3 protein-coding genes are annotated in these 3,163 nt (G+C 71.2%); 2 read left to right on the top strand and 1 reads right to left on the bottom strand.

All coding sequences use genetic code 11. The features are described from left to right. The coding region (locus tag O3Q52_RS51100; RefSeq protein ID WP_269655243.1) for an ABC transporter ATP-binding protein at positions 1-1,111 on the bottom strand (1,111 nt) is incomplete at its 3' end. 210 nt (positions 1,112-1,321) lie between these two features. Here O3Q52_RS51100 and O3Q52_RS51095 point away from each other — a divergent pair. Beyond that, positions 1,322-2,404 carry a sensor histidine kinase gene (locus O3Q52_RS51095; RefSeq protein ID WP_269655242.1) on the top strand — a complete coding sequence of 361 codons (1,083 nt, stop codon included), beginning with the start codon at positions 1,322-1,324 and terminating at the stop codon, positions 2,402-2,404. Beyond that, positions 2,394-3,062 (top strand): response regulator transcription factor, encoded by a 669-nt coding sequence (locus O3Q52_RS51090; RefSeq protein WP_269655241.1) that lies wholly within the window; start codon positions 2,394-2,396, stop codon positions 3,060-3,062. The genes O3Q52_RS51095 and O3Q52_RS51090 overlap by 11 nt, the downstream gene beginning before the upstream one ends. The last annotated feature ends 101 nt before the right edge of the window (positions 3,063-3,163 follow it).

Here is a 3,163-nt window from a genome sequence, read left to right as displayed (position 1 = left end):
TCGCCTCCGCCCCCGTCATGGCCTCCGCCCCCGCCTTCGCGGCCACGGCGCGCCGAGGCGGGACGGCCAGGCCGGACTCCGGTTCCGCGTCCATCACCTCGAAGTACCGCTCCGTCGCGGTCGCCGCCTCCTGGCTCATCGCCAGCAGGAAGCCGATCGACTCGATGGGCCAGCGCAGCGCGAGAGCCGTGGACAGGAAGGCGACCAGCGTGCCGGTGGACAGCTCGCCGTCGGCCACCTGCACCGTCCCGAGCACGAGCGCCGCACCGATGGCGAGTTCGGGCAGGATCGTGATCGCGGCGAAGATCCAGGCGAGCAGCCGTGCCTTGGCGAGCTCCGTGCCGCGCAGGGTGCGGGAGAGGTCCCGGAAGGCGAGGGCCTGACTGCGGTGGCGCCCGAAGCCCTTGATGATCCGGATGCCGAGCACGCTCTCCTCGACGAGCGTCGTCAGATCGCCGACCTGGTCCTGGGCCCGCCGCGCAACCTTCGAGTACCGCTTCTCGAAGAGCCAGCAGACGATCATCACGGGCACGGCGGGCGCGAGCAGTACCAGCCCGAGCGTCCACTCCTGGGCCAGCATGATGACGAAGCCCACCAGAATCGTCACGCCGTTGACCAGCAGGAACGTCAGCGGGAAGGCGAGGAACATCCGCAGCAGCATCAGATCCGTCGTGCCGCGCGACAGCAACTGCCCCGAGGGCCAACGGTCGTGGAACGCCACCGGCAGCCGCTGCAGATGCCGGTACAGATCCGCCCGCATCGACGCCTCGACCCCGGCGAGCGGCCGGGCCACCAGCCACCGCCGCAGCCCGAACAGCACCGCCTCGGCGAGCCCGAGCAGCAGCAGGTACAGCGCCCCGAGCCACACCCCGCCGGTGTCCCGGTCGGCCACCGGCCCGTCCACGATCCACTTCAGTACGAGCGGAATCACCAGCCCCGTACACGAGGCGAGGACCGCGACGACGGCCGCCGTGAAGAGCCGGACGCGCACGGGCCGCACGTACGGCCACAGGCGCAGCAGGCTTCGTACGGCGGAACGGCTCCTGACCGGTTCGGTTTCTGTGGCTTCCTCGGCAGGGGTGTCGGCGGCGGGCGCGGGTGTAGTGGGCATCAACGCGAGCCTACGGATCGGCACTGACAACGCCCACCGAGTTTTGGCCGGTCCCGGATCCGCCGCTGGTCCTACGACCTGCGTGTTCGACGGGTCGTACGTGCCGACGAGCGGGTCGTACGCGCGGGACGGGCAGGCGGTAAGCGTGGGGCGGCCGCGTCGTACGCACGATGCAAGCCGGGTCGTACGACGGCATCAACCGATCGGTTGATGTGCGTTCGAGCGCGACGGCCGATGTGGCGGACCCCGCCCCGCAGCGGGACCGTCTACTACGTTCTGCGCTGGGTGATCTCCTTCCCCCTCACCTGGCTGAACCCGTTCTTCGCTTTCTACGCGTCCACCGGCTACTTCGACACCGACGAACTGATGTCCGGAACGCGTCGGCAGCGGCTCGGCCTCTTCGCCACCGTCGTCGTGGTGGCGGGCGCGCAGGCCGGCGGGCTGCCGTTCCGCAGCCCGGTCCAGTGGGTGCTGTTCGGCGTGATGCTGGTCGCGAACAACGCCCTGCTGATGGCGGTCGGCCACCTCAACCAGCAGGAGGGGCAACGCTCCCGAGACCGGGCCGTCACCATCGCCGAACTCGAACGCACCAACAAGGCGTTGCAGCAGGCCCTCGACGAGAACGCCGCCCTGCACGCCCAACTCCTCGTCCAGGCGCGGGAGGCCGGGGTCGCCGACGAACGCCGACGCCTCGCCGCCGAGATCCACGACACCATCGCCCAGGGCCTGACCGGCATCATCGCCCAGCTCCAGGTCGTCGCGAGCGCCCCCGACCTGCCCACCGCCCGCACCCACCTCGACCGCGCCTCCACCCTCGCGCGCCACAGCCTCGGCGAGGCCCGCCGCTCCGTGCAGAACCTCGCCCCCGTGGCCCTGGAGAACGACGGACTGCCCGAGGCCCTGAAGAAGACGGTCGCGGAGTGGGGCGAACGGACGGGCGTACGCGCCGAGTTCACCGTCACCGGTACCGCCGAGCAGCTCCACGAGGAGATCTCGGCGACCCTCCTGCGCATCGCCGAGGAGGCCCTGTCCAACGCCTCCCGGCACGCCCACGCCACCCGTCTCGGCCTCACCCTGACCTTCCTCGGCGACGAGGTGATCCTGGACATCCGCGACGACGGCCGCGGCTTCGACCCGCTCGCCGTTCCCGCCCGCTCCACCGCCGCAGGCTTCGGCCTCGACGGCATGCGCGCCCGCGCCGAACGCGTGGCCGGCTTCCTCACGGTCGAGTCCGAGCCGGGCCACGGCACGGCACTCTCCGCTCGCGTACCGTTGGTACGCCATGACAGATGACGCGACAGACGACGGCACGGCGGAGGGGACGATCTCCCTCCTCGTCGTGGACGACCACCCCGTCGTACGGGACGGTCTGCGCGGCATGTTCGAGTCCGCGCCCGGTTTCCGCGTACTGGGAGAGGCGTCGAACGGCGTCGAGGCGGCCGAGAAGGCCGCCGCGCTCGACCCCGACGTGATCCTGATGGACCTGCGCATGCCGGGCGGCGGCGGTGTCGAGGCCATCACGCACCTCACCCGCGCGGGCGCCCGCGTCAAGGTCCTCGTCCTGACGACGTACGACACCGACTCCGACACGATCCCCGCGATCGAGGCGGGCGCGACGGGCTACCTCCTCAAGGACGCGCCCCGCGACGAGCTGTTCACCGCCGTACGCGCGGCCGCACAGGGCCGTACGGTCCTCTCCCCGGCCGTGGCCTCCCGCCTGGTCTCCGCGGTCCGCACCCCCCGGGCCCCCGGCAACGAGCCCCTCTCCGCCCGCGAACGCGAGGTCCTCGTTCTCGTCGCAAAGGGCACATCCAACCGGGAGATCGCCCGCGAACTCTTCATCAGCGAGGCCACGGTCAAGACCCACCTGACCCACCTGTACACGAAGTTGGGCGTCAAGGACCGAGCGGCGGCGGTGGCGACGGCGTACGACCGGGGAATCCTGGGCTGATCCGCCCGCCCACGCGGTCGGGTGCGGGTTCGTTGTGGCTGGTCGGGCAGTTCCCCGCGCCCCTGAAGACCTAGGGGCGCGGGGAACTGCGCAATCTTTTG

The organism is Streptomyces sp. ActVer, assembly GCF_027270795.1.
In the GTDB taxonomy this organism is placed as follows: Bacteria; Actinomycetota; Actinomycetes; order Streptomycetales; family Streptomycetaceae; genus Streptomyces; species Streptomyces umbrinus_A.
The sequence above is the reverse complement of the archived record's forward strand: the minus strand, read 5'-3'. Positions and strand labels throughout refer to the sequence as shown.

Excerpts from the sequence above, each read along its gene's own strand:
- O3Q52_RS51095 (WP_269655242.1), top strand. The coding sequence starts at position 1,322 with ATGTGCGTTCGAGCGCGACGGCCGATGTGGCGGACCCCGCCCCGCAGC.
- O3Q52_RS51090 (WP_269655241.1), top strand. The coding sequence starts at position 2,394 with ATGACAGATGACGCGACAGACGACGGCACGGCGGAGGGGACGATCTCC.